The following is a 25,803-nucleotide window of genomic DNA, read 5'->3' as shown; positions in this document are numbered from 1 at the left end:
ATCCAGAAGCATTAAGTAACTACAAAAAGTGACGACAGCTTTAGAGGCATAAATTTATATCGCGTTAAAAGATCCGTTTTATTTTTCTTATCATCGGGAAGCTTCTGCATCAGAAAATTATGAGCTTTTTTAATCCTCAGCCTTAACATGTGGCGGAGCCTTTGAGTGAACAATCCCCGCTGATACAATCTCCCATCTAGTCTTTTCTCTGGACTCTGAGTGAGCTTAATGGACTTCCAGAAGTGCTCTGTTAATGAAGTCGCACCAAGCGTCTTCAGGGCGATTTCATCAGAGTTCAAATAGAATACAGCTGACTAAAACCAAGTCATAAAGCGTAAAGGTCGTTTCAGCTCAGGCGGGAATCTATTCATAATCAGGCAAAGTGCTCAAGTAATGGATAGATTCCCGATTTCGCGGGAACGACAAACAATGGTTTAGATACTTGTGGGTAATGATATGACCGGTGCTTGTCCGCGGTACGCAGGCGTCTTAGGGTATCAGGTAAAATTCAAGGCTAATAGAGCGTCTTTTTTAATCCGTCTGACTTAATATTACCTTAATAATTAGCTTGTATGATCAGCCGCATCATTAAATAATCAGGCTATATTAAATATGTTCAGGCTTGGCCGTTTTAAACCAATAACACTGATCTACAATGTTGATTCGAGGGAAAGCTTATATTTCATTCGGCAAGCAACAAAACAATTCACGATGTTTTTGGAGAACCCCACTGATCGCTCTGATGAACGAGCTATCAAGAAAGCATCCGCTCTCTACCTGGCTGCGGTTAATGCCAGTGAATTACCTGCAGATAAAGCGTATTGCCAACGTAAATATGCCAGCACAATTATACGTGATGATGCCATACCAAGGGCCGAGCGTTATCAGAGGGCCTTAGATGCCTTACTGGATTCTATTAAAACATACGAGGATTATTTAGCGGGTTTTGATAGTGCAGTAAGCACTGAACATCATAATAAAGTACTCATTATGGAGCTGCAACGCGCATGCGTGCTGCTGGGGCATGTCGCTTTAGTATTAAATCAGGGCGATGTACTCAGCCAGGCTACAGAAAAATTAAACAATCTTCTGCTCATTCTTCCAAACCCAGATTTTAAAATGGAAGCACTGACTTATTCCTGGCATCTCAACCTGTCTCAAAACAAAATCAGCGAGGCCAGACAAAACGTAATGGATTCAATCGAACACTGTAAAGAATTTTCGATTAGAAACATAACCGACTATCGACATTTGGCAAAAATCAATCTGTTGGACGTTGCTGCTATTTCTGATCCGGAAGCCAAAAAAAGCTATTTTAACGAGCATGTCATGGGTAATTTCTGGAAGTCATTTGATGAACACAAAAATCCTGCCACCCCACTAAGCAATCAGGCCCGAAATAAAGCAATACTCAAAGACTTTATGATTATGTTTTATGCCAAAATCGTGCAGCGACTCAATAATATTGAGGATAGCAATCCAAACGAAACCATTTGGGCGTACATGAATCGGCAGGTATTAAGGGTGTATAAAAAATCAAACCCCAGGCAAGCCGAGTTTGTTATGAACAAGGTACGGGAAGGCCTGGCCGAGATACAAGATACTGGAAAAATATCGCTGGCTTATAACCTGTTCGGTACTAACGTACCCTCTATCAGCCTCTCACCAGAAACATTTGATGCACTGTTTCCTGAGTCCAAAGGGCTTATAAGGGCCACTCAACCGACGACAATCGTAGCCCCAGTCCCTCTTCTTCGTATCGGATTATTTTCTTTCTCTGAGAGAGAGTCGGCTGAAGAGGAGTGCCCGGCGGCAAGCAGCTCTCCTGTCATTTAAAAACAGCGTCAGGGTCATTGCCTGGAGCGCCGAATGATTTAACAACCTACTGCTGCTTCATTATTGTCCATCTTTCTTTTTTGGTAACTCATCACGACATCCCGAGCGCAGCGAGGGATCTCCCTGCAGTGCCATCCAGTCTGTATTTTCTGATACGACTCCTGTGTTACCAGGGTGGTCTCGAAAAAAGAAGCATGATTTGATTAGGGCGTGTTGACAATTCAGATCCCTACACCCCGCGACTCGTTCGCGGGGTCCAAGTGTGCAATAAGATTCCGGGAATTGCTCAATATTGTCTGGATACCGCGCATAAAGCCCGGTACGCAGGCTGATGGAAAGCTATTGTCAACAGACCCTGATTCATTGAATCCTGAGTAGAACGATTTGTATCGTTCGATATGTTAAAGATCCTGCTACTGCAAGGAGATCCATTGTTGGGCCTAGATCCAACCTACGGCCTTATGTACATTGTTAAATCAATCGGCGCTCTAGTTGATCTCATCAAAACTAATGGCGCAAATGCCAGGTAAGGGAGCCTCGGTAAAGCCAAGTATCCGTTGCTGACCAATGTCAATTTTATCCAGCAGATTATCAAGAGATAAATCAACTTTGGGAGCAGGAACCCGGATCCGCCAATGGTTGTCGGCGCCGCCCTGCACCGTTAAAAACTGTGACATGGTAACCGCTTTGCCCTGTTCATCGCGCCAGCTGGCAACCGAGGCACGTACCGCGTCGGATTCGGGCAGGGTAACAGAGTACAGGACACTGCCGTTGTTAAACGAGCACAAAACCGAACTCATCTGATGCTTGCCCGATACCGGACTGCTGACCCACATTTGCCGGAACCAGGCAATTTTCTTTCCTGAAATTATTTTAACCATGAAAACATAAAAGTGTCAGACTAGAGTTTAAGAGGTTGACACATGGGTATCAATAAAATACATTGTCAACTCTATTGATCTTAAAGCACTCGCTTATGACTCGGATACATTGTTTTAATTTTCATAGAAATTTCAAATCCGCATGCATGAGCATAATTTTGTATAGTTTTCCAACTTGGATTACTACTACCTTTTTCTAATCTGGAAATATTACCTTTTTGAGTACCCATTCTTTTAGCAACTTCATCTTGAGTTAACCCAGATTTTTTCCGCATAGAAAGGAGTGTATCTATTAAAGCAAATTCTGATTCTAATAGATCATACTCAGCTTTTACTTCAGGATTTAGAAATGCCTTATCTTTTAGACTTTGAAGACTCATTTTCGACCTCCGCTTTTCTTTTCTTTGCTAAATCAAGTTCAAACTTAGGAGTTTTATTGCTCTTTTTAACAAAAGCATGTAACACAATAATATGATGTCCTTTCATATAACATTATAAGGATCTTCCTATTCCTTCCTGAGCCTTAGCTCTAATTTCAAAAAGACCATCTCCCATAGGTTCTGTATGTGGCGAACCTAAATTTGCTCCATGCTCTTCGATTAACTCTAATAATTTGAGCATCCGAGCTTGAATCTTTAGAGGCATATCTAATATAGCCTTTTCAACTGATTCATTATAAAACTCTACTTTCCAAGTCATAGTATATTCTTATTATTGTTATCATATATGATAACACAAAAATTAAATTCTTCCACTGCAAATGCCCAATAAACAATCAAATTAGCAATGGAATACGCATTACTATAAAATAAATACCTATACTTAATATGTGCTTTTTATCCTTGTCAGGGAAAAAGCTCTGCCTACACCTGAAAAAACTGGCTGGAGTTAGTTATCTGTACGGGTAATAAGCACACTATACTCACAATGAATAACTCTTTTTTCATAAACGCTATAAAACCAGATTTTGCCGAATCCCTATGAGGGAAATTTATTTTTGCACGTAAACCAATGTAATCCACCAGCTTTAAACTAGCATCATAATATTTATAATCACATTGCCCATATTCCTTTTTGGTGGCTCTACCTAAGCGGTGATAAAAGTTTACTTCTTTAATAATCTTTTTTGCAGCACCTAATAATAACCAAGATTTAATTATTCTCTCTGGTTTCCGCCCTGGCCTAGAAATATGTCGCCAATCAACACGATTAACAGTTATTTCACCAAAATTGGTATTAAATCTTTCTAATTTTTCCAATTCAACCCAGTTTTTGTACTATTTTCTGGCTCCAGTTTTAATAGGTTCGGAAAGCCCGAGAAACGAAATTTCTTCTCTAGACATATTAATAGTTGGCAAGTAATAGTGAAGGGATTTCACTCCAGATAATTTTAATAAAACCCCTTTGCTATGAGAGTTAAATATTTGATGCTTAGGAATTAATATTATATGTTTGTTCTCAGAACAATAACTTTCTTCAGATCTCAAATCCACCCAATAGGCTTTAGTTTTTTTTCTATTCTGCTTTACATAAATTAAGATGACAGGTAATTCTTTTCTAAGCCATCTTTCTTTATGATCACAAATATGATTTTCTCCTAAATGAAGGCATATAAAATTGGGACGCTTCTTAATTATTTTTTTATACGAATTACCTGATTTAACTTGTACATATACGAGTCCTCCTGTATCAACTCCCTTTATTCTTAAATTAATGAAACCATCTATACCATCGTCATTTTCATGATCAAATCCCTGAAAATCTGAATACCACATCTCTGAGACAACTTGTTTTACGAACCTTAATCCAGCATTTTCCGTAGCCCTTTTAATCACCCAATTCCTAATTTTCATATTAAAACTCGAATTTTCCCTTTCTTTAATATTAGTGCTTTTTGATTTTATTGAAATAAAGGTAAACAAAACGGGGTATTGTTTACTCTTATCGCTTTCTTACACCCATTAAGACTGAATGTTGTTACCGAGGAGGGGGACAGGGTATTTATCAGTGAATTGCTGGAGTTTTCTAATCAACACCCTAAAGAGTTTTGGCGAAGTCTTGGGTTGTTCAATAACAATGGTATTGTCTATCATCTTCCTAAAGACTGGGATAAAATCAATGTTCTCTTTCAGTCGATTAAAATTTAAATGACGTAGAACGTTCATTTAAATTTTAATCCGCTATACCTCAAAACCTGCGAGAAAAATAAATGAAAAAAAGCTACCCTTTCCTGACCTACGCAGGAACAATCCCCTTTATTGCGAGCGCTTTTTGGCTTCTATTGTATGGGGATAATCTATCCTGGCCTGGGGCAGTCAAAAATATTATGTGTTCTTATGCTTTAGTTATCGCTGTTTTTTTGGCGGGAGCACATTGGGGGCAGCATCTTCACCTTAAGGGAAAATGGTGTTCTGTTTTGTCCATATTGAGTAACGTGATTGTCCTGGTTCTATGGTTTGCCTTTCTATTGCTTCCTTTTAAATGGCTAATGGCTGTTTTTATTGTTGCTTTTTTAGTTTTATTGTTTATTGATTATCATTTATTTAAACATGATGAAATAACTCCTGATTATTTTCAAACACGTTGCTACGCTACTTTGATTGTTATTTTCACGTTTATTCTTGCGCTAGTTGTCGCTTGATTTTAAAGAAATAGAGGGAGGCTTATGCCTAAGGGAATAAAAAAACACCATTTGCCAGAAAAAATATGTGTGGTGTGTGCCAGACCTTTCAAATGGCGGAAAAAGTGGGAGAAGGTATGGGATGAGGTAAAATACTGTTCTGATAAATGTCGAAATACACAATTGAAATGAGCGGAGCGTCAATCACAAGGCTGCCTCAAGTATTTAACAGCCTAGTCATAGAAACCAATCTGTCAACCAAGCTATGATTATTACTCCACTTTACTGATTAATATATTTATACAGTGTAGTCTTTCCCACACCCACCATCTTGCATATGGATTGAATGGAATGTTTTTTATTAGCATAAAGGGTTTTTACTAGTTCCTTCTGCTCATTATTAAGTTTTTCTGGTCTACCGCCTTGCCGACCCCTAGCCCTAGCAGCTTCAAGGTAATTACCTCCACTTTTTCCGCAACCTCTTTTATCCAATCGTAGTGTGATAAAACCAAGTTCACTAAAAAATTCTGTCAATAATTTAAAAATATTGGTCTGCAACTGGGGTATATTCACATTCCGGTCAACTTTGCCTGAACCGGGAATAAATAATACTGCCGGAAATGGCTTTGTGCTTGATGTTGCAGGCAAGGTGAGCGTGCCAGAGAGTTTGAAATCGCTTTCGATAGTTATTTCTTGTGATTGCATTGGAAGTTTATCAGTCATTGTTGTCTCGTTTGTATTGTTGCCATTTGGCAATTAACTGTGGCCACTCTTGTTCCATGAAAGCGACATATTGTTGCAACTCTTTGAGGGAGTTAGGTACTGAGTTAAATTCTTTCTCAGCTCTTTGTAATATAGATTGGAGCGCGGATAATTCAGCTTGCTTTTTTGCAAGTGCACTACTCCATAGGTTGGGTTTTAACCGATAATAGTGACCGCGCTGATTAGGTTTAAATGTTTTTTCAATAAATTGCATTTGTTCTAATCGTGCCACTTCTACACTGACTGTGCTTTTGGCAATCCCGAGTTGTTCGACCATCGCCTTCATTGCAATCACTTTATCTTCTGACACCAAAAAAAAAGCAAGAATTTTACTCAAGCTCATAGAAAGCCCACTGAGATTAAAATGCTGAGTGAGCGCCTCAAAAGTTGTCGAGGAATAAATAATCATCTCTGTCTCTTTAATAAACAATAGTTCGCAATATTAAGAACTTTCAGGACAATAGCGCCAGTCTACTTTATTGTCAACAAGAGTAATACCCCGTCATTATATTCCAGCTTTGGTTAATGGGAGTTAAAATTTTAATTCAGATTAATTGTTTACGGTTAATAACTATTAATATTCATCGGATTTTAGGACATCAAAAATCAAAACAAATTTCTATAATAGTTTATAGTAGTGATCGGTTAGATCTACAATTTCTATGCTGCTCGAGACACTATCAAGATTCAAATCATATACATTTTTTTCTAGAAAATTGAGTATTTTTTTCCAACCATATCTTTTACATCAGCTGTTCATCTATCCAGTTTCCAGACAATGATCACATCAATATGTCGACGCTTAGCCTGGTTAATCAGTTCTTCACAAAAAACTAATCCTGATTCTTTTTTAATTGGGTTCTTCTCAAATGTTCCTGACGAAAATCATCTTTTTCTGATTTAGAGATTTTAACATATTGCGCTAACTCATCTAAATATTCTGGATGAAGGGTTAATGGTGAATTTACACCGTTCAGAACTTTATTTTGCTTAACTATTTTCCTATTTTTATTGCTTCACTTTTTAAACAATTTGAGCTGATATATGTTGTTGGTGATGAACGAGACCTGGTTCGAGTGCGTACGAATTATCGAGGTGAGAAAACGTATCTCTATCACATTAATATTTCTCCAGAGAATGCGCGCAAACTCTTTATGATATATCTTGCGAGAATCAATGAACTTGCTGAACGTGCTGAGTTCTACCATTTACTCAGCAATAGTTGCACCATAAACATCATACGCTATGCAAATAAAGCAGGGCGAGTTGGCCATGTGAACATGAACCACTATCTGAATGGTTGGCTTGACAGTTATCTCTATGATAATGGCTGGTTAAATACTTCAGTACCGTTTGAAATTTTGCGCCAACGTTCGCAAATTAACAAAGCGGCTCAGGATGCTAATCATAGTGATGATTTTTCAAAAAGAATCCGTTCGTCCTTGCCATCAGGCAATTGAATTAAAGCGACTCAAAGTGACATACAATCGCCTGATCCACCAGATAGTTACCCTGTCAATTCAATTCATTTTATTTGAAGTATCTGTAGTGTCTTTTTCCTGAATTGGCTCTGAAACCTCAGGATCTCTCATACCCAATACGGAATCCTTAAATCTTTTTTGTGTGCCCATCTGTTCCGAGTTCATAGATTTAGTTTCATCAGGAATTCTGTTTATTGAGATAAGCTTTGTGAAGGCGTTCAGAGCACCAGTAAACATCGTTTTTAAAAACTGAGTAAACGGTGTGAATGAGTCAAGGAATGTCATTGGAGTCCTTTCATTTAAAGCACTATCTTTGCTCACCGAAGTGGCAATTCTCTGTACTGATGGCTCAAGGCCTGCTTTCTCTTTTAACAGCTCAACACAACGAGTATTTCCAGATGCAATAGCTTTGGGTAGTGCCTTAGAGGCAGTTATGAGATTAGGAATGTCAATGCCCGGATTATTTTTTTCTATCAAAGAAATGACGTATTCCAGGCATTCAGGATTGTTGGATTTAGCTGCCAACTGCATGTATCTTTTTTGAATATAAGCAGTCTGAATGCACGTATTAAACCTTGTGCCAATTTCTTCATTCTGTAACAGTCTTTTCAAGGCTTCCAGCCTTCCTTCCTCTACCGCATTTTCACATGCTTTATCGTATGTAGAATTCAGAAAACCGGATTCCAGGCCTTCCATTTTATCCTTATATTCTGGCCGCAATAAAACGTCAATTGCTTCCATCCGGTTATGCTTCGCTGCTCGAGCCAAAGCCATGTCGGAACCGGTTACTCCTGATTCAAACAACACGTTAATCATCTCGACATCATTTTGCATCGCAGCAACTGATAACAAATCAAAATGCGACAAATGAATATTAATCGTTCGACTGAGGAAATCAGGATCTTCTTTTATCAGTCCGTTGACTAACTGTGTTTTGTCAGGAAAATCATAACTGATTTGTTTCGCTGGATGAGCCATCACATTGATGGTTAACGGCATTTGAGTTAAAGATTGTTTCTTTCTATCGGGACCAAAACTGTCACTTGCTAACAGACTAGCAAGTTCCTCACCGTTCTTACAGATCCTGATTTTTCTATCATTAGGATCATAAACATGAAATTGTCCATCTTGTACTGAAATCGCAATCGTGTGTTGAAAAGAGGAAACAGTCCATGAGGTTTCATTAGCCTTCATTTGTTCAAAAATCCTGGACCATTCTTCTGTTTTAGCGATCAGCCCAAGATTATATACCTTTTGCATCGGTTTTGAGACGTGAGCACCTGTCAAATGACCGTGTGCATCGTTCACTGGTATTGAAACTCCTAATAAATTAACACTATCATCCTGAGCATAACGCTTATCGAATACCTCAGGTAACAAAGCAAAGAGGGCATCGCCAATGAATTTATTAATCTGACTGTCGCTAATATTACCCGGTTCATTGAATAATTGCGTTCCTTCAGCTACCTGGCCTTTTTTAATCAAACCAATTGCTCCAGCTTTTTTTATAATGGCCTGGATAATCTGAATAAATTCGTCCTGTTTTCCTTCTAAAACAAATTTACAGTAAACCGTGGACAAACCATGACAAATGCCCTCATTTCCCGCTTTTAGTTGTATTTTCCCTTGATGTTCCAAATAGGCATTTATCATAGGAATTAAATGGTATTGATCCATACCGATGACGTCATCGTATCCTAATCCTGTTTTTTTTTCGTTTGGGGTATACACAATAATATCGATTGAGTAATAATCTAAAGTATAGATCATAATCCAGGAGCTATTGTGTCATCGCTTCAGGATTAGCAGCCTGGAATTTTAAAGGGTTCTCGATCTGATTTAATGCTGATTATGGGCCGTTGGCTATTGCTTTTTATCCCTTGGATTCAATTCATCATCACGATGTGCTGTATAAATTTTGAATCGATTTACTCCTATTTGTCTGGATTGATTCATCGCCATTTCAGCCAATTTAATTAAGGATTGAATATCAGTTCCATGAACGGGATACAGGCTAACTCCTGCATTTACTGATATTTGAATTAATTGCTCCATAATGTGCACTGGTATTATTAGATCCTGAATCAATTGTTCAATAAGAGATGCAAGGAAAGCGTTTGATGGTGCATTTGTAAGCATCACCACAAACTCATCCCCACCTATGCGTGCCAAAATATCCCCCTTGCGCAAATTGACCTTTAGCTTAGATGCAATATGAATCAATAACTGATCTCCCACTTCATACCCATAGCGCTCATTAATGGATTTGAAATGATTCATCTCTATAACAATCAAAGCCACCGTACCTTGAGTTCGCGTTAATTGTTTTGTGGATACCTGGAACAGTTCATACAGCATATTGCGATTGGAAAGCCCGGTTAACCCATCATGAGTCACTTCATAAAACATACGACTGTTTTCCAGTGAATTCATGATTTGAGCCATTAATAAATGCAAACTGTTTAAATGATCAGATGTAAATAGATTACTCATACTCCGATGTTCCAAATACAGTATTCTCGTACATTGGCTTTTGAACAATAGAGGCATCATCAAGAGTGCCTTGGGATTTTTTTCCATCACATAAGGATCCTGACCGGAGAATTCTGATTGAGCCGCATCATTCAAAATAATCGGCTGTTGCGTTTGTTCCACATAATTCAGGATGAATTTTGGATATACGTTAACTGCATCAGCAGCTTCGAGGCCATTTAGATAAATAGCTTGATGTACCAGATTCCCCTCAGCCAGTACAATCCACCGGTCCTCCATTTTCTTTAAAAGAACACAACGCTCAGCATTAGATAATTCCAAAACAATGACCAAAAGCCTTTGCAATAGACGATCCAGACGAATTTCACCCGAGATTAACTGGGAAAACTTTAAAATGGCCAACATATCCAGGTTTTTTGTATCGCCAAAGGCATAAGTAGGGTTTGATACAGCCGACTCATCACTCGAACCGCAGTAATTGAGTAATAAGGCAGGATAGGTTTCTTCCAATAATTTAACTTTGGTTACAGCGCCCCAATCCTTATAATATCGGTGTGCATTACATAAATAGAATTTAGCTACTCGTTCAATCTTCATGTCAAGGCAAATAAGAGCCGCCCGTTCACTGGCTATCGCTGCAATCAGAATCAATCCACTGGAAAGTGCTAATTTAATTGATTGTTCACAGAGCGCAAGTGCTTTATCATGAGCTTTATCCAGACAAGCCAATTCACTCGCTATAAGCAATGCATAAACTTTGTAATTACCAGGACACCAGGAGGCGTATTTATCAATAAAAAACGCCAATCGTTTTAATTTTTTTAAATATCCCTTTCTTTTAGCTTTAGGTATTTGAGGAAGATAAGAAAATAGCGCAAGAGCAAAAAAAAATTTGCCATCCAAATGGCTCACTAAACCTTTATCGTATTCAGCATAAACCTCATGCTGTTCACCTGATAGAACCGCTTCCTCATAACGACCTAGTAAAAAATTCAAACGAGTCAATGTACTGTAAAAAAAACTTAACTCCGTTTTACTTTTTCCATTTTTTATCTCTTCTTCAAATAATTCAGTCTTGTTAATCCCCGCAAATTCCCCATCCTCCAAATATTGCACTAAAAATTCCCAGAATTTTGCTACCGTAATAAAATCAGTGATCTTGACTCGGTTCATAAACGACAAAGCCAAACTGATATTCTTTTTTACCTCATCCAGATTATGTCCAGCTGATATGGCGTGAAGAACCAGTAATAATTTGCTGTAATTACTGTAAACCAAATCACCTGAATCACAACATAATCTGAATGCATTATTGACGGTACGGTTACACTCTTCAAAGGAAGTTTGATAGGGCTGAATAAAAGTACCTAATACAAACTGATTTTTTCCTTCAAAATCTGATGCTCCATACTCTTGCTTCAACCGGTCGTATAAACGAACAAAAGAGATGGCTTCATCATATAAATTAAGTGAATGCATAATAATAAAAGCATAAACTGGAATGGACATCGAAGTACTTTCGGTATATCCATATTTGAAACTCAAACTCATATTTTTACACGTTAAAATAACGAAGAGTTTTTGATTAATATTAAAGGCGCTATTTAACAATTGAGTGATTAGGTTAACAATGGCCTTTTGTTGTACGTCAGTCATTGGAGGCAAATAAACTTGTTCTATTTTGGTATTTCTTAACTGAAATTTAATTTTATAAACAGCAATCAACAAATGCAGTATATTCGGCTTTTCCGGGATGTTTATATTGTATTCGCGTAATGCCGCCAACCCCATATGCAAAGCCTCTGTATGTTTACCCAAAACAGAGAGCATTTCTATTTTCAATCGATAGACTTCAAGACGATCTGTAGCGCATTGTGCATGATTTAAAAGTTCAGAAAAATAAAGATCAGCAGCTATAAAGTCACCAAGCAGATATTTACAACCCGCACATTCCTGATACAACTGAAATGCTAAAGTATAATTTTTACTCCAATTAACCGGCTCCAAAAATTCAATACCTGCTGATAGATGTTCGTTTGCTGCATCATAAGCGGATTCCATTTTCGCTTTTTGACCTGCCCAGTAATTATATTGAGCCAGTAGATGTCTCTCTTCAGTATCATCAACTAAAAGAATACTTTGATTAAAATGTTTCAGCACAGTGAACAATCGATCTTCATATTTATCCAGTGGTTGTTGTTTTAATAATAACCGGCCAATTTTCAAATGAATGGCAGGCCTGTCCTGTGACGCAATAAGGTCATATGATGCCTGTTGAATTCGGTCATGAGCAAATCGATACCGTAAATTACCAAGATCCAAATCCGAAACAGTTTCATTTAACCCGACCAAGCCCAAAGTCTTATAGGACTCGTCGAGAGGAATAATTAAATTAGCATTTATTGCCTGCCATAATTGTTCGGCAGTATTACTGACGGAATGATCGTTGATAACAAGAAGTGTTTTTAAATCAAATTGATGACCAAAGCATGATGCAAGTTTTAACAGTTCCTGGCCCGGTTTTGAAAGCAGATGAATTTTGGCTGTAATCAGATTAATGACATTATCATCGGCACTTTGCCGCTTTATCTCCTCTAAATTCCACTCCCAAATCCCCTGATCATAAGAAAAAGTAAGCAGCTGTTGCTGATAGATAAGCTTTAAAAATTCATTAATAAAAAATGGATTTCCTTGTGTTTTTTCAAAAACGCAGTCAGCAAGACTTTGAACCCTTTCGATGGAACTCGCTAATGCATCTTGTAATAATTGTTGAACATTGTTCAAATTTAATGACTGTAAAGTGAAATGAGTGTGGGGTACATGACTCGTATTTAAATGATTTAAACAAAGTTGCAACGGATGATTTTCATTGATTTCATTATCCCGATAAGCTCCGATAATCAACAAATATTGAGTGTCTGAATCGCTTAGTAAATTTTCAATAAAGCTAAGAGATGAATTGTCCGCCCATTGCAAATCGTCCAAAAAAATCACCAAGGGATGTTCCTCTGTTGCAAACACGCGCACAAAATTTTGAAACACCAGATTAAACCGGATTTGTGCATCAACAGGATTTAATTGAGGTACATCAGGTTGCTCACCTATAATTAACCCCACCTCAGGAATAACATCGATAACAATTTGCCCAATGGTTCCCAATGAATGCAATAATTGATTTTTTAGCCCTTCAAGTTTTCCCTCATGCTCAGCCAAAACCTGTTTGACCAGATTTTGAAACGCAGTCACAATCGCGCTGTAAGGCATACTCCTTCGGAGTTGATCGTATTTACCCTGGATAAAATATCCATGCTGCTCAACTATTGAATTAATTACTTCCCTGACAACAGCGGTTTTTCCTACACCAGAATACCCGGCAATAAGTACAATTTCAGATGAAGCCTGACTTACTCTTTTATACGCATCAAAAAGTTGTTGTACTTCATGTTCACGGCCATATAAATTGTGCGACATACTCAAATGGTCCCTGATGTCTTTTGTTCCAAGTGAGTATTCGGTGACATGTCGCTTGACCACCCACTGCTTATAGCAATCCACAATATCCGACTTTATACCTATGAAGCTTGAATACCGATCCTCTGGCATTTTTTCTAATAATTTATCAATAATTGCTGCCAGCATTTTGGGGATGTTTCGTCGAACAGCCAATACAGACAGCGGTTTTTTAGTGATCTGTTGTTCAATTAACTCTTGGCTGTTACGTGTTTGAAAGGGCAACTGATTGGTCAGCATCTCATAGAATGTAATACCCAGTGAATAAAAATCGGTTCGATAATCTACTGGCCTGTTGATTCGTCCTGTTTGCTCGGGGGAAATATAAGCAAGTCCCTCACTAAATTGTTCAAAACTCGACGAATCAAAGGACTCTTCAGTCAATTTTGTAGAAGCGCTCAAGTCGATTAATTTTAGGGTCAGATTCTGTGTATCGATAACAATATTGAAAGGCCGTATTTCCTTATGAATAATATTCCTTTGATGCAATTCTCCAACAATATCAACCAATTGGATCGCCAGATCGAAAAAATCACCAAGCTCGAGAGTATGATCCAGAATATAAGAACTTAATAACTGCCCTTCTACATGCTCAAGAATCAAAATGGGAGCGGGCGTATTAGGTAAAAAATCATAGGCTTTAATTATTGGAGGAGCATTTACAGTTTGTAACACATGAAATTCATGCTGCAAAATAGCGAGATTTTCTGAAGAAGTGAAATTATTATTGGGAATTTTTAATAAAACTTTACGCTTATCTTTTAGCCTCAACGCGTGATAAGTGTCAATATTATGATTGTGCCTCATTTTATCATGTAGTTCATATCCCAATACAGTAATCATGTACATCTCGGCTTGCAGTTTTTCGTCAGTCCTGTCCTGCGTGGTTTCTATCGCAATATCAATTCATTTTAATTATAGACCAAATCGAATGAGCTATTTCTTAGAGCTTCATATGAAGTGTCATTAATAAGCTAGAATAAACAGAAGAGTGATCAAGAAAGGGACTTATATCCTCATGAAACATCATAATCATATCGCCAAACACATCAATTCAGCTGAGTCCGGCAGCAATAGACATAACAAAACAACCGTATTTGTTATTGTACTGCTCAGTATTGCATTATTGTGTTTTAATTAAAGCGCTCCGATCTTAATTAAAACCGATTGCTACATATAAAAACATAGCGCTCTTAATTTTGCCTTAATCTCCGCTATCTATAATGTAACCATATCAACTCAAGAGTCCGATAAATGATTCCTTTTAAAGATAATTTATTTCGAATTTTCCAAAAATATCCATTTCTCCACATAGATAAAGCAGGTGAGCTCACCATTATTATTCCATTAACCGGGGCACAAAAAATTACCGGGACTATGTCAAAAACTGGTGATAAAACAATGGCGCTTCATTTATTTGGCGATAACACCTGTAAAGCAGATCTGGAGAGAAAAAAATTCTTTGGAGGAATATTCACATGGAACTCCAATACATTCAGCAACCAATTCCCTAACTTGATTAAAGATTTAAACCAATTAATCTCGAATAATAACCTCTCGCCCAATCAACAAAAATTTTTATTCACATTAATAGAAAACCTGAATGGATTAAGTAAACAAGTCGATACATTTCAAACGGGTAATCCCGGTTATGAAGAAATGAAATCCGCTCTCGAGCACGGAGAAGATCTTTTTGTGGCCAAAGGAGAATTTATTGTTAAAGTAAGACCTGATGGTAACAGGACATTAAATTTACCCAATATTTTGAGTCTGACAAACTCGGGGGAAAATCCATCCCGCAAACTCATACCTAAAATATTAATCAATGACTATCTTGATGCACTGTCCCAAACTAAAACACCCGCAAAAAAGAATCGACTCGATTTAATTCCCAAGGCCATACAAAAAATAAGCAACATTCGCGATTATCTTAATAGAAATGAAAACAAAAGCCCCAAAGAACTGTTTATTAACATTTACCAGTACCTGCAAAAAAAAGACAGCTCTTTAGCCAATCAAAATGAAGAACTATTTGAAAACATGGAAGAAAATTTCGGCTATCTAACCGAGATAGATAATGATTTTAATGAATGGAGCGACAAGGAAATAACTGAGGCTATAGAATCAGTATTTAACAATGCAAACATTCTTAAAGAACCGACATCAATCCAGCAAAAATCTTTTGAAGCCATCTACCAAAATGCTGTAAATCAATATGAAGAAAACCATCCAGATCCTCATAACTACCGCGAAGATAAAAAATCAACCTATAAATTATTCATATTACAGACCTTTCTCTATTTATGTATTCTGGAACTCAGATTAAAAAATAAAGAAATTGCAAAATCTTTTATCAATCTAATTCAGGATTCAGAACAATTAAATCAGTTGATAACCACTCTTTGCACCAATGAAAAAGAATTCAGAAGAATCATGTCAGAAGAGTTTCAACTCTCAGACGAAGAATATCAATTGATAATTGAAGCCACATTTGAAATCTCAATTCATCACCTTGAGGCAGACCATTATGACGAATTACGATTGGCCTGCACAGCAGAAACAGTTCACAACACTAATTATCTGGTCATGGGTGGGCGCCTTTGCTGGAGCATAGTACCCATTACTGAAGACAGCAACCTAAACAGCCCGGAACAGCAGCAACAAGCCTCTGCTTTACATTTTGAAACCTTTTATACAAACCGCCATGACTATATGAACCGCGCAGTTGCGTTTAAAAATGTCAGGGAATTACTCAACAAAATGTTGAAAGAACAATTAGAACCCGATGTTTTACCCCCCTTGATTCGCGATCTGTCAAATACTCAGGTAATACAACTTATCACTGAAACGATTACGAATAAACAATACTCACAAGCTGCGCTCCTCATTGAACACAGCCAGCTAGAATGCTCCTCTAAAGCCATTAGAACCGCTCTAAAACAAAACCCTATCCCTACCCATTTAGTTCAGCTTTTTCTCAAAAAAGATCCGGAATATGCCAAATACATTGAAGGAGAAGCATTAATAAAGGCCGCTCAAAGTGGTGATTTAAAACTAATCAGACTCATCTTGCAACATCGACCGGAGTTGCTTGAATATAAAGATACCATGCAACAAACTGCCTTTCTTTGGGTATGCAGAACGGGGCAAATTGAGGCAGCTTCACTGTTAATGACGGCAGGAGCCAATATTCATTCGAGAACGATTGTTCCTCCAAATTATATTTACAAAACCGGGGAAATCCCTTTTGGAGGCAGAACTGCCAGACAATGGGCAGAACAGTTAAGTACAAAGGAGCCAGAAAAGGCCGCTCTATTTAAAACACTATTTGCAAACTACTACCAAAATTTGGATCGTCAATTTACAGTAAATCCATCATACAAAGATATTTTTACAAAAAATCATCTTACCCAGGCAATAGACAATGGGGATTTGGAGTTAATTGATCTTTTATTGAAACATCGTCCTGATTTAAAACAAGATTTTAGTGAAGAAGATTCAATCCGAGCCCAACATCAATTCACCCAAAACAATTTACGTGCCCAGGTACTTCCTTTTCAAGAACAATTTAATGCCAAATTAGAACAGCTTCAAGCAAAAACGTCTCTACTTGCTCAAACAAACGATGGTGATGCACACTTATACCAAACTCTTTATAAATTAAACAATAAATTGAACAAAGCAAGAAACCAGTTTTTTAATAATGACATTACAACCGAATCCCTGCAAAAATTTAATAAAGTGTGCAAGCAGGCTCTAGAAAATGCCAAACCCATATTGGCAGAACATCGTGGCTGGCATAACTTTCCACTCTTCATCAGAGCAGTATTGGGAGTCATTTCAGCAATAACGATTATTCCTGCCTTAGCCATTGGTCTTACAACTCCTAATGGGTTTAAAGGCACTTTCTTTGATACAAAAGAAGCAGTAAAAACCAACTCAGCTAAAAAGCTGGAACAATTTGATCATGAACTGGAAACCCTAAATGCGCAAATGAACAAGCAATTAGACAATTAATTGAGAGCATATCCAAGCGCCATTAGTTTAAAGCAAACTTTTGGCGTGGAGACATCACGCGAAGACATTTTAAAGATATTAAACTCAACACACTGATCAAACTCAGTACCATCATAAAAGACTCAACGCGCTCAACCCCCATCACACTCGTTATAAAACTGAATAATGCAGAGCAGTTAAACTGACAAAACAAGGTAAGCGCCAAAGCCATGGCCATTTGCTTGGGGAAAGGCCGAACAACCGATGCAGTAGCTGAAGCAACGATAAATCCTGTACCAAAATAATAGGCCATCATAGGAATAACAAAACTGAGGATTATATTGTCTGAAGTGAAAGAGAATAGCCACATGAACACTGCTGACAAGGCAAATAAACGAACGCCCAGGGCAGTCAATTGAACGCTTTGGTAATAACTTACCATCAGACCGCAGCATGCAGTACCTAATAGATGCATAATGGCCATAATTGTTTTAATTGATCCATATTCCGTACTGGTAAAATGAGCACCCTTGATGAGAATAAACGAGGCGCTGGTATTAAAAGCAGATTCTCCAGCCATCATCAACGCGGAAATCATTAAATAGCTGACAAAGACAGGATGTCTAAAAACCAGAAGCATGCTCTTTTTTAAACCCTGTGGCACTAAATTTTGCGGCTTTGTTTCTACTAAACACCCACTTAAGAGCAATAAAAGCAGACCATAAGCAGCAATAATCAACAAGGCAACTCGCCAACTCCAGTAACTGTTTATAAGCCCGCCAAACATAGGGAGAAAACAAATAAACACACCTGCCAAAGTAAATAACCAGGCAAAATATCGAGTGGCATTTTGCTCATTCTGAGTATCATTTATCATAGCCCGCCCCATCAACAAAGTGGCACCAACAGCTATACCTTGAACAAAACGACATAACAAAAGAAAATAAATGGACGAACTAATTGACGCAATCAAGTTACTGGAAACAAAAAGAATTAACCCACCAATAAATACTGATTTTCTGCCATAATAATCAGAAACAAGTCCCCAGATCACCATGCTCAGCGCTTTACCCAACAAAAACAGACTGACGGTCAGTTGTGCCATAGGGGCTCCCACCGAGAAATAGTCTGCCAATGCGGGCAGTGATGGAGTAAGAAAATGAATGTCCATATTCCCTAGAAACCAGGTCAATAATACCATTAATAAAGCACTTTTTTTCATGTCATCGCATCACCATATGAACGAGATTTATCCTGGATGGGTACAGGAGACACCACTTGAAACAGCAGAACCGAAAGAGCAAATAGCCCATAAACTGCAGCAATGACCAAAAAGATTAACGGATAGGAAATAGAATCGGCTAGCAATCCGCCCAATAACAACCCAATCAGGTTGCCTGTTTTGGCGAAGGAATTAGCAATGCCCAGAGCATAACCAGGCAAGACAGCGCGATCGGAGCACAAAGCAAACAAAGCAGGCAGTAACGCAGCAAGAACCACGCCCCAAAGGATGCGAAGGACAACAAAAAGGACAAAATTGCTGATAAAAGCCTGCATTATCATTAGAACCATACCCAACACGCTGTAATGTATCAAATACCGATTGACCAGTTCCCGATTATTACGACAGCGATCAAACTGACGACCACACCATTCCGAACTCAACAACATTCCAACAGCTGGCATTGAGTAGAGCAAACCAATCATCATTAAATTATCAGTCAGCGAATGATTCAAATAGAGTGAAAAACCGGGTTCTGGCAGGAATTTGGCTATTTGAGTCAATGAAATTAAGAAACACAATAAATAAAAAATACTTCTGGAACCTGAAAGTGAAGAGGTTGTTACTGGTCGATGAGGTACATTATTTTTAGTTGAAGGGGGTAAACAAAATTGCATCAGCAAGGTTATACTTAAACACACAAGGCTTGCTATTCCATACAAGCCTTGATAATCAGCGAACGTCAATATTATTCCACCAACAAAACCGGCAATTGCGGTGGCGATTGCTTTAGTTGATTGCAATCGGGATAATTGCCTGCCTTTAGTATGCCATTCACAAAGACTCACTGCATAGGTTTGCATGGCAACAATAAATCCTGCAAACGCCCCCTGCAGGATGCGGATCACCAATATCCACTCAACGGAGTGAACACAGAGCATACTTGCCTGAGTCACTACCAAAGCCCAGCAAGCACGAAGAAGCATCGGTTTATAGCCAAAACGGTCAGCGACCCTACCCCAGAAAGGTGCAGCTAAAATGTTGGCCATCATTGGAAGGATAAAACTCAATGTGCTGTAGAATACAGGTCCATCCACAGACACATGACTTTGGGAAGCAATCAACAGAGGAAGAAATGGGTTGGTCATTTCCAATGCCAGGATCATAAAAAACTGCCCCAATAAAAGGGTACTTTGTACTGACTTAATCATTAAAAGCGCTCAACGGATTATCTAGAGAAAAGTAGTTCATCTCATCCTGATCCTGATTCAGTCTCATGGTCAACAGGCTTTTATGTTGCCAGGGCATGCTCAATAATTGCTGATAATGCCAGCGATAAACAGTGGGGTGAATCTCTTCCCGGTAATGCTCTAACAAGCCTTTTAGTATTGTCCGAACCTGAAGCCACAGTTGAGCAACAGGATAGCCATAAGCAGCATTTAAACTCTTAATCCAGGGGGTCAGATTACTTAAAAAATTTCCATGGATGAATGTTTGAGACAAACCGTTCAACTCAGAACAAGTAATTGTGGACTCAGGATGTAAATCCGGCTTGGTTACTTGATGGTACAGTTCATGATGACAAATTTTTATTCCGCCTAAATCCCTGATGACCAGTCCTGCAGGTCGATTGTTTTGAATCATAATGAGCGTGTTTTGTTGATGGGCTTCCAGGGCAATTCCATAACGTAATAATAAATACAATTGTCCAGCCAAGACGCAATGACAATATACAGAAAAGTATGCTCTGGGATTTAGTGTACTGCTTTGAATTAATTCAGTTAATAATGGAGCATGACTGATTGGAGAGGTTGCAAACAGAGCTGCCAAAGGAATCAAGTATTGCGATTCCTTCGTATGGTGCAATGGGTTTTCACGAACCAACATAGCTGCATGTTTCCTATCCTGCTCAGGAATTGACTGATCTGAGACATTAATCCCAGCCAAATCTCTGGCAATGTACAAAGCCCCTCCAAAATTATGATGCTGTGCTAATACCTCACCAAGCCATGTTGAAAGAATTGAAGAATTATATACTGACGCAGGAGAAACGGTTCGCATTGCCGAAGTCGTATGCACACCAACCGCTAATTTTAAATGAGGTTTATTCGCTCCTGCTGGCATCATGGTACGAAACGACATTGAAGGCCTGGTATTTTGAATATCAGGAATAATGATGAATCGCCTTGAGTCAATTAAGGAAGAGCACAATGTTTTTAATTTATTATTCCATTGCCAGGGATGTACAGGTAAAGGCAAATAATGATCAGGATTTAGTTGCATCGAGAGGAGCATCTGATTCCAGTTTTGAAACTCCCTGGGAAATTGATTCGCGAACAGCAATCGGTAGTTTAGTTCATCTATTGAGGTAAAAGCCACTGAGTAATGGATTGCGGCCCAATGTATGTTTACCTGGGTATTAAATTCAGGCGAATAGCGAATGACTTCATTGGAGCTGAATCCTTTTTTCACGCGAAAATTGGGATGATAAGGATGACCTGTACAACCCCACTGCTCCAGAAAATCCATCACTCCCTGTCGGTCATAATGCTCCATTAACCAGGCCCATAAGGTGGGATGGTTTCTTGCTCGAATCTTTAAAGTCTGTTGCCAATGATGACGATACACGAGAGCAAAAGCCTCATTTAATATGCTCTCTTCCAGTTCTTGCTCCAAGCCACTCCAGCGATCAAATAAATCCAATTGATTGGCTGTTTTTTGCTGATTTTTCAATACATTCAGATAGTGATGAATAGAACATACTGGGAAGTTACGATCAATTAAATGCTCACTTAGAGCGGCATGCTGTAGTCTTGAAAAACAATCCTGATAAGCTGTTTCAATGAACGTATCCAGCTTTTCTGGCGCGTGATGCAGACCTTTCTCAATGAGTAATGTATGCAATGGATGATTTATTTCCTGATACATGTTCACCTTCACTATCATTGTATTTATCCATAATAAACTGAATTAAATACACTATAAATGATAATGATTCTCATTTGCAACAATTAATTTATCTAATTTAAAGCGTGTTGACCCTTTGCTTTCTCTGTGTGTACAGGCCAAAGATCCACTTAAAAATTGACGACAGCTTGCACGGCAAAATTATTGACCTTGACAGAATTCCCAACAACCCATCGATTCAATCCTGATGCTGTAGCGTTAGCGGGATAGCCATAGTCCTTAAAATATTGAAACTGCAGACTCAAATAACGGTATGGATTGAATGAAAAACCAACCCCAACTCGTTGTTTAGGAAGTCTTAATGCCAACGCCTGAGAGGAATGATCATAAAACCCAATCATTTTAAACGGGATAGTATTAATCTTCAGTTCATAAGCAGTCTGCATACTGAATGCTTTAGGCTGAGCCCCTTTATTATTGTAACTCAAATCCTCCTTAGCAAAAGGACGCAGGGCCATCACATAAGTGAGATACGCACTCCATTTTTTATTGTACAGATTCACATAACCAGAAAATCCCGGCACATCACTGCGAATACGCTGAGATAAAAATCCTCCGAATCCTTTGTTGTATTGAGATAATTGAGTTTCAGCGAAGGAGCGCAAGTAACTGCCGCCAACATCATAATGCGCATCACGCACTCCAATATTTAAATTATAATATACAGGTAAAGATGAAGACTTTATTCGTGAATAAGGGTCAAAAAACGAAACATTGGCATAAATCGAATCTTCATAACTCAATACTGTAGTAACTTCATTGGTTTGCCCAAGTGCCTTGGTTAATGGTTTATAAATAAGATCATTTTTATAACGCCCAAAAACCAGCCATTTTTTTCCTGCTTCGAAAAAAAGTTGAGAAGGATACAGAGTAAAGGTGTCAAAAAGCTGTTCAAAATAAAGTGAAGGCGCAATTGGAGTAGGTACTGTGTTGTATATCAATAAAGCGTTTACTTTATTCCAGTCCGTCACCCGCCATTCAGAGCCTAATTTGATATTGGATAATTGCTGATTGAGCAAATAGCGTTCACCCTGAGCGGCCGAGTTAGTCGCATTAAAAAACAGATGCCCATCATAAGAAACATTTTGATGGTCAAACAAACGACTTGCAGAATCAGCGCAATTCATAAAACTACACATCATTACTAATGCACTAATCCAGGTTATCCAATAGAATTTGGCCATAATACGGACACGATGAATGACACCTTAAATGAAAATGAGAATCATTATCATTTAAATTCATCGAATTTGGAACACCTGTTTTTTTATTACTGACTCTCTGCGTGCGTTAATTCATCACAATGAATCGTGTGAATCCAGGGTGTGATCATAACTTTGTGAGGGAGTTAATCCAGAAAAAGCTTTAAATTCATGAATAAAGTGAGCCTGATCATAATAATTGCTGCGTTCCATAATAGCCTCCCAACTTATCCCGCATCGTAATTGCATTAAGGTATTTTGGAATCGTTTAATGAGCAAAAATTTTTGTGGGCTGATCCCAATATAATCCTTAAACCGCCGTTCCAGAGTCCTTTTGGTATACCCAAAATCATAAGCCAAATCTGTCACATTAGTGTTCACGCCAAGAGTCATTATTTTTTTGGTCTGCATAATAAACCGCTCATCGACACGCCTACTCATATGGGGACACAAAGCACTAAAAAATACTTCCAGTGCTGGCACAATTTCATCGACTGTTTGCAAAGACAAAAGCTGTTCTTCAAGAATGTCTTGAAGTATTGTACCGAAAATATCAGCCACATTAAGTGCCTGATTCGTCAAAGCGCTTGCAGACTCATGAAACAATAAAGGGACAGCCCATGGATAAAAGGTGATCAACAATGTTCGGGTAACACCACTTGAATACTGATAATCTTTATACTGCGTCTGCAGTCCACTCAGACCACACCGCTCCAGTTTGATTTGCTTGCCTTCCTGAAGTAACAATAAAGAACCCGAATATTGAAAACCCATAACGACATACAAATCAGGCATTACCCTGTAGGGTATAATGTTATTTTGTTCTTCTGCAGAATCAATCACAATACTCTTAACAAGAGAAGACAAAACAGGATGTAACAGTTCAGACAGAGGTAATACTTGCATCTACAGACTCAGGAAAATACTCTTCTTAAAATAACCAATAGATTTATTATTATACACCCTACTACTCAATTAGCGAATTTAGTTCCGATTTAATCAGGCAACGTCCCTGAGGCATTTTGAAGCTTTGCTTGTGAGGTACAAACGCCTTTAATAAAAACTCAGGTAACTCTCCTACCACGTCATCTCGAATCCGAGCGCAACGCGGTATCATCTACATCACTTCAAAAACCAGGCCAAGATCTACGCTTTGAATTCCCTATGTATAACTAGGGTATAACAAAGCTAAAAGAGTGGATCCCTCGTTCATAGCCCTGGCTCTTGGTCACAAATATGGAATCTAGGAGAAAAGTCAATTTTGTCGCATTTTTACAATACGAACTTATTCAATTATCACATTATGAACTCTCTGATTCATATCACTCAACTCTATGGAGAAACTCGATGATGCAAAACAACCAATCGTTAAGTGCACTTGCCCCCTTTCCACCCCATTTTATAAAAATTAAAGAGTCAAATTTACATTACATTGATGAAGGTGAAGGCAGACCCATTTTGTTCCTTCATGGCATGCCGTCTTCATCGTATCTGTGGCGCAACATTATTCCTCATCTTAAAGCTTATGGACGCTGTATTGCCCTTGATCTTATTGGTCATGGGAAATCGGACTCCCCCGATATAGAATATTCTGTTGCAGAACATTTAGCCTATCTGACTGAGTTTATCGAACAACTCGATTTAAAGGATATTTTAATTGTCAGTCACAGTTGGGGAGCAACTCTAGGCATCGCTTACGCCAAAGAGCATGAACACAATGTTAGAGGATTAAGCTACCTGGAGCCTATGTTGGGATCCTGGAACAATTGGGAGAATTTTAATCCCAATAACCCAGCAGCTCAGGAACTGTTTAAGACATTTCGCTCAACGGAAGGCTGGGAACTCATTGTGAATCAAAATATGTTTCTCGAACAGATTTTTGTCAATGCATCCATGCGCGAACTTTCCCCTGAAGAGAAAAACAATTACATTCGTCCTTTTCAAGCAATAGAACGACGAAAAGCTGCCTGGAAAGCTCCTCAGGAATTACCTATAGAGAATAATCCAGCCAATGTTGTGAGGCTTGTTGATGCCAATTATTCCTGGATGAAACAAACAACCATCCCACAATTATTTTTTTATACAGATCCTGCCGCCTTTTTCACAAAAGAAGCGGCTGAACTATTCGTACAACAAGCAGGTGCAGTAACGCCCTGCCTTTTGGGACCAGGTGTATACAATCACGCTGAAGATTACCCTCATGAAATTGGCTTTACCTTAGCTGCGTGGATTATTAATAATTATTCGTTACGCTCGACAATGCCACAATTCAGTTTTTATACCACGATTCATAAAGCCATTAGAAAAGCATTATTTGAAACTGCTGTACTTGCGGGACAAACTGATTTTTTTGATAAAGACAGAAGAAAACCGTTCATTGAGCAATATTCCGATTTGATGAATTTGCTAAGAAATCACTCCTTACATGAAGACACCTATATCCATCCACTCTTGACAGGATCCAGTGGGCATCAATCTTTGGAACAAGAACATGAACAACTAGAGAAAGAAGTTCAAAAACTCGAACAAATGTTGCGAATAACCTGTGAATGTCAAGACCGATCATTATGTCATGAATTAGGTAACCTGTTTTACCTCAACTTCAATGAGTTTATTGCTCATTATCTACAGCATTTATTTGTTGAAGAAACACAAATTATGCCCACATTGCGAGACGCAAACCCTCTTCCAATCCTGGTGTCTGCTATGGATGAATTTAAAAATTCACAATCAGAAGAAGATAAGAAACAAGCGCTCGGATTGATGTTCAGCGCCATCAACATTGATGAAATGTTATTCATGATAAAGAATATACAGTAAGCTATCAAAGAAG

General features: G+C 38.3%; 21 protein-coding genes and 1 pseudogene. 8 read left to right on the top strand and 14 right to left on the bottom strand.

Annotation, left to right across the window (positions count from 1 at the left end):
* Positions 1-711 precede the first annotated feature (711 nt).
* Positions 712-1,836, top strand: coding sequence for a hypothetical protein (locus G543_RS0106305; RefSeq protein WP_133141333.1), 1,125 nt, complete (start codon positions 712-714; stop codon positions 1,834-1,836).
* A 488-nt stretch (positions 1,837-2,324) separates the two neighbouring features.
* On the opposite strand, the gene G543_RS0106300 is transcribed toward G543_RS0106305, so the two are convergent.
* The 5 genes and pseudogenes from G543_RS0106300 to G543_RS0106280 all read right to left on the bottom strand — a co-directional run bounded on the left by G543_RS0106300 (position 2,325) and on the right by G543_RS0106280 (position 4,570).
* Complete coding sequence (locus tag G543_RS0106300; protein ID WP_133141332.1) at positions 2,325-2,717, bottom strand: hypothetical protein; 393 nt, start codon at positions 2,715-2,717, stop codon at positions 2,325-2,327.
* Positions 2,718-2,797: 80 nt separating this feature from the next.
* Positions 2,798-3,097: a helix-turn-helix domain-containing protein gene (locus G543_RS0106295; protein WP_028383787.1), complete on the bottom strand. Its 300-nt coding sequence runs from the start codon at positions 3,095-3,097 to the stop codon at positions 2,798-2,800.
* Positions 3,072-3,362: pseudogene (locus tag G543_RS17230) on the bottom strand (type II toxin-antitoxin system RelE/ParE family toxin). The gene G543_RS0106295 and the pseudogene G543_RS17230 overlap by 26 nt, the downstream one beginning before the upstream one ends.
* Positions 3,363-3,580: 218 nt before the next feature.
* On the bottom strand, positions 3,581-3,976 hold the full coding sequence (locus G543_RS0106285; protein ID WP_028383786.1) for a hypothetical protein: 396 nt from the start codon (positions 3,974-3,976) through the stop codon (positions 3,581-3,583).
* A gap of 18 nt (positions 3,977-3,994) precedes the next feature.
* Positions 3,995-4,570, bottom strand: coding sequence for a DUF4365 domain-containing protein (locus G543_RS0106280; protein WP_028383785.1), 576 nt, complete (start codon positions 4,568-4,570; stop codon positions 3,995-3,997).
* Between the two features lie 78 nt (positions 4,571-4,648).
* Between G543_RS0106280 and G543_RS19100 the strand changes: the two genes are divergently transcribed.
* The 3 genes from G543_RS19100 (at position 4,649) to G543_RS19485 (ending at position 5,529) form a co-directional block, all read left to right on the top strand.
* Positions 4,649-4,864, top strand: coding sequence for a hypothetical protein (locus G543_RS19100; RefSeq protein WP_133141331.1), 216 nt, complete (start codon positions 4,649-4,651; stop codon positions 4,862-4,864).
* A gap of 62 nt (positions 4,865-4,926) precedes the next feature.
* The gene (locus G543_RS0106270) at positions 4,927-5,358 is read left to right on the top strand and encodes a DUF3429 domain-containing protein (protein ID WP_028383783.1); all 432 of its coding nucleotides are present in this window, start codon (positions 4,927-4,929) and stop codon (positions 5,356-5,358) included.
* Between the two features lie 24 nt (positions 5,359-5,382).
* On the top strand, positions 5,383-5,529 hold the full coding sequence (locus G543_RS19485; RefSeq protein WP_081675632.1) for a DUF2256 domain-containing protein: 147 nt from the start codon (positions 5,383-5,385) through the stop codon (positions 5,527-5,529).
* A 90-nt stretch (positions 5,530-5,619) separates the two neighbouring features.
* Here the strand turns inward: G543_RS19485 and G543_RS19315 are convergent, their stop codons facing one another.
* Positions 5,620-6,060, bottom strand: coding sequence for a helix-turn-helix domain-containing protein (locus G543_RS19315; protein WP_028383782.1), 441 nt, complete (start codon positions 6,058-6,060; stop codon positions 5,620-5,622).
* Positions 6,053-6,442 carry a hypothetical protein gene (locus G543_RS0106255; RefSeq protein WP_133141330.1) on the bottom strand — a complete coding sequence of 130 codons (390 nt, stop codon included), beginning with the start codon at positions 6,440-6,442 and terminating at the stop codon, positions 6,053-6,055. The genes G543_RS19315 and G543_RS0106255 overlap by 8 nt, the downstream gene beginning before the upstream one ends.
* A gap of 643 nt (positions 6,443-7,085) precedes the next feature.
* Between G543_RS0106255 and G543_RS17225 the strand changes: the two genes are divergently transcribed.
* On the top strand, positions 7,086-7,559 hold the full coding sequence (locus tag G543_RS17225; RefSeq protein WP_051190606.1) for a lipoprotein N-acyltransferase Lnb domain-containing protein: 474 nt from the start codon (positions 7,086-7,088) through the stop codon (positions 7,557-7,559).
* Between the two features lie 60 nt (positions 7,560-7,619).
* Here the strand turns inward: G543_RS17225 and G543_RS17220 are convergent, their stop codons facing one another.
* Together G543_RS17220 and G543_RS17215 are read right to left on the bottom strand one after the other, a co-directional pair.
* Complete coding sequence (locus G543_RS17220) at positions 7,620-9,350, bottom strand: ankyrin repeat domain-containing protein (RefSeq protein WP_035921560.1); 1,731 nt, start codon at positions 9,348-9,350, stop codon at positions 7,620-7,622.
* Positions 9,351-9,443: 93 nt separating this feature from the next.
* The gene (locus G543_RS17215; protein WP_051190605.1) at positions 9,444-14,426 is read right to left on the bottom strand and encodes an AAA family ATPase; all 4,983 of its coding nucleotides are present in this window, start codon (positions 14,424-14,426) and stop codon (positions 9,444-9,446) included.
* Between the two features lie 175 nt (positions 14,427-14,601).
* On the opposite strand from G543_RS17215, the gene G543_RS19410 reads away from it, so the two are divergent.
* Together G543_RS19410 and ankF are read left to right on the top strand one after the other, a co-directional pair.
* The gene (locus G543_RS19410) at positions 14,602-14,724 is read left to right on the top strand and encodes a hypothetical protein (protein ID WP_274519370.1); all 123 of its coding nucleotides are present in this window, start codon (positions 14,602-14,604) and stop codon (positions 14,722-14,724) included.
* 113 nt (positions 14,725-14,837) lie between these two features.
* Positions 14,838-17,600, top strand: coding sequence for a Dot/Icm T4SS effector AnkF/LegA14/Ceg31 (gene ankF / locus G543_RS0106240; protein WP_028383780.1), 2,763 nt, complete (start codon positions 14,838-14,840; stop codon positions 17,598-17,600).
* Positions 17,601-17,622: 22 nt separating this feature from the next.
* Here ankF and G543_RS0106235 read toward each other — a convergent pair whose 3' ends face one another.
* The 5 genes from G543_RS0106235 to G543_RS0106215 all read right to left on the bottom strand — a co-directional run bounded on the left by G543_RS0106235 (position 17,623) and on the right by G543_RS0106215 (position 23,876).
* Positions 17,623-18,801: an MFS transporter gene (locus G543_RS0106235; protein WP_028383779.1), complete on the bottom strand. Its 1,179-nt coding sequence runs from the start codon at positions 18,799-18,801 to the stop codon at positions 17,623-17,625.
* Positions 18,798-20,012 carry an MFS transporter gene (locus G543_RS0106230; RefSeq protein WP_028383778.1) on the bottom strand — a complete coding sequence of 405 codons (1,215 nt, stop codon included), beginning with the start codon at positions 20,010-20,012 and terminating at the stop codon, positions 18,798-18,800. Before G543_RS0106230 ends, G543_RS0106235 begins: the two co-directional genes overlap by 4 nt.
* Positions 20,005-21,747 carry an IucA/IucC family protein gene (locus tag G543_RS0106225; RefSeq protein ID WP_028383777.1) on the bottom strand — a complete coding sequence of 581 codons (1,743 nt, stop codon included), beginning with the start codon at positions 21,745-21,747 and terminating at the stop codon, positions 20,005-20,007. The genes G543_RS0106230 and G543_RS0106225 overlap by 8 nt, the downstream gene beginning before the upstream one ends.
* A gap of 131 nt (positions 21,748-21,878) precedes the next feature.
* Positions 21,879-22,952, bottom strand: coding sequence for an LbtU family siderophore porin (locus G543_RS0106220; RefSeq protein WP_051190604.1), 1,074 nt, complete (start codon positions 22,950-22,952; stop codon positions 21,879-21,881).
* Positions 22,953-23,066: 114 nt separating this feature from the next.
* A complete protein-coding gene (locus G543_RS0106215; RefSeq protein ID WP_028383775.1) occupies positions 23,067-23,876 on the bottom strand; it encodes a helix-turn-helix domain-containing protein in 810 nt (269 codons plus the stop codon).
* 441 nt (positions 23,877-24,317) lie between these two features.
* Here G543_RS0106215 and G543_RS18350 point away from each other — a divergent pair, with 441 nt between their 5' ends.
* Positions 24,318-25,790 carry a haloalkane dehalogenase gene (locus G543_RS18350; RefSeq protein ID WP_051190603.1) on the top strand — a complete coding sequence of 491 codons (1,473 nt, stop codon included), beginning with the start codon at positions 24,318-24,320 and terminating at the stop codon, positions 25,788-25,790.
* Positions 25,791-25,803 lie beyond the last annotated feature (13 nt).

This window comes from Legionella moravica DSM 19234 (assembly GCF_000423305.1).
GTDB lineage: Bacteria > Pseudomonadota > Gammaproteobacteria > Legionellales > Legionellaceae > Legionella > Legionella moravica.
Note: the sequence above shows the minus strand (reverse complement) of the source record. Positions and strands in the feature narration are given on the sequence as shown.

What these genes read in the sequence shown, in the direction of transcription:
- G543_RS0106305 (WP_133141333.1), top strand. Translation starts at nt 712, where the DNA reads ATGTTTTTGGAGAACCCCACTGATCGCTCTGATGAACGAGCTATCAAG.
- G543_RS0106300 (WP_133141332.1), bottom strand. Translation starts at nt 2,717, where the DNA reads ATGGTTAAAATAATTTCAGGAAAGAAAATTGCCTGGTTCCGGCAAATG.
- G543_RS0106295 (WP_028383787.1), bottom strand. Translation starts at nt 3,097, where the DNA reads ATGAGTCTTCAAAGTCTAAAAGATAAGGCATTTCTAAATCCTGAAGTA.
- G543_RS0106280 (WP_028383785.1), bottom strand. Translation starts at nt 4,570, where the DNA reads ATGAAAATTAGGAATTGGGTGATTAAAAGGGCTACGGAAAATGCTGGA.
- G543_RS0106270 (WP_028383783.1), top strand. Translation starts at nt 4,927, where the DNA reads ATGAAAAAAAGCTACCCTTTCCTGACCTACGCAGGAACAATCCCCTTT.
- G543_RS19485 (WP_081675632.1), top strand. Translation starts at nt 5,383, where the DNA reads ATGCCTAAGGGAATAAAAAAACACCATTTGCCAGAAAAAATATGTGTG.
- G543_RS19315 (WP_028383782.1), bottom strand. Translation starts at nt 6,060, where the DNA reads ATGACTGATAAACTTCCAATGCAATCACAAGAAATAACTATCGAAAGC.
- G543_RS0106255 (WP_133141330.1), bottom strand. Translation starts at nt 6,442, where the DNA reads ATGAGCTTGAGTAAAATTCTTGCTTTTTTTTTGGTGTCAGAAGATAAA.
- G543_RS17220 (WP_035921560.1), bottom strand. Translation starts at nt 9,350, where the DNA reads ATGATCTATACTTTAGATTATTACTCAATCGATATTATTGTGTATACC.
- G543_RS17215 (WP_051190605.1), bottom strand. Translation starts at nt 14,426, where the DNA reads ATGATTACTGTATTGGGATATGAACTACATGATAAAATGAGGCACAAT.
- G543_RS19410 (WP_274519370.1), top strand. Translation starts at nt 14,602, where the DNA reads ATGAAACATCATAATCATATCGCCAAACACATCAATTCAGCTGAGTCC.
- ankF (WP_028383780.1), top strand. Translation starts at nt 14,838, where the DNA reads ATGATTCCTTTTAAAGATAATTTATTTCGAATTTTCCAAAAATATCCA.
- G543_RS0106235 (WP_028383779.1), bottom strand. Translation starts at nt 18,801, where the DNA reads ATGAAAAAAAGTGCTTTATTAATGGTATTATTGACCTGGTTTCTAGGG.
- G543_RS0106230 (WP_028383778.1), bottom strand. Translation starts at nt 20,012, where the DNA reads ATGATTAAGTCAGTACAAAGTACCCTTTTATTGGGGCAGTTTTTTATG.
- G543_RS0106225 (WP_028383777.1), bottom strand. Translation starts at nt 21,747, where the DNA reads ATGATAGTGAAGGTGAACATGTATCAGGAAATAAATCATCCATTGCAT.
- G543_RS0106220 (WP_051190604.1), bottom strand. Translation starts at nt 22,952, where the DNA reads ATGGCCAAATTCTATTGGATAACCTGGATTAGTGCATTAGTAATGATG.
- G543_RS0106215 (WP_028383775.1), bottom strand. Translation starts at nt 23,876, where the DNA reads ATGCAAGTATTACCTCTGTCTGAACTGTTACATCCTGTTTTGTCTTCT.
- G543_RS18350 (WP_051190603.1), top strand. Translation starts at nt 24,318, where the DNA reads ATGATGCAAAACAACCAATCGTTAAGTGCACTTGCCCCCTTTCCACCC.